Genomic DNA, 328 nt, shown 5'->3' with positions numbered 1-328 from the left:
CGGCGGGGGCGATTCTCAGCATCGCCTTTAACCGGCCGGAGCCGGCGGTGGACGGGAATGTGATGCGGGTGCTCTCCCGGTTCTTTCTGATCGAGGACGATATCGCGAAGGCCAGGACGCGGGTCCGGATGGAGGCCTTGGCGAAGGCGCTTATCCCTGCGGGCGAAGCGTCCCATTTCAATCAGGCGCTGATGGAGCACGGGGCGCTGGTCTGCACCCCGAAGTCCCCGCGCTGTCTGGTCTGCCCGGTGATGGAGCGCTGCGCCGGGCGGCTCGCGGGCCGCGAGACCTCGCTGCCCGTCAAGACCAAGGCCAAGCCGCCGCGCCC

General features: G+C 69.2%; 1 pseudogene. It reads left to right on the top strand.

What is annotated here, in order from left to right:
- Positions 1-328, top strand: a pseudogene (locus L692_RS33150) (A/G-specific adenine glycosylase); the annotation flags it as partial.

This window comes from Paenibacillus forsythiae T98 (genome assembly GCF_000520735.1).
Lineage (GTDB): Bacteria > Bacillota > Bacilli > Paenibacillales > Paenibacillaceae > Paenibacillus_AQ > Paenibacillus_AQ forsythiae.
The sequence above is the reverse complement of the archived record's forward strand: the minus strand, read 5'-3'. Positions and strand labels throughout refer to the sequence as shown.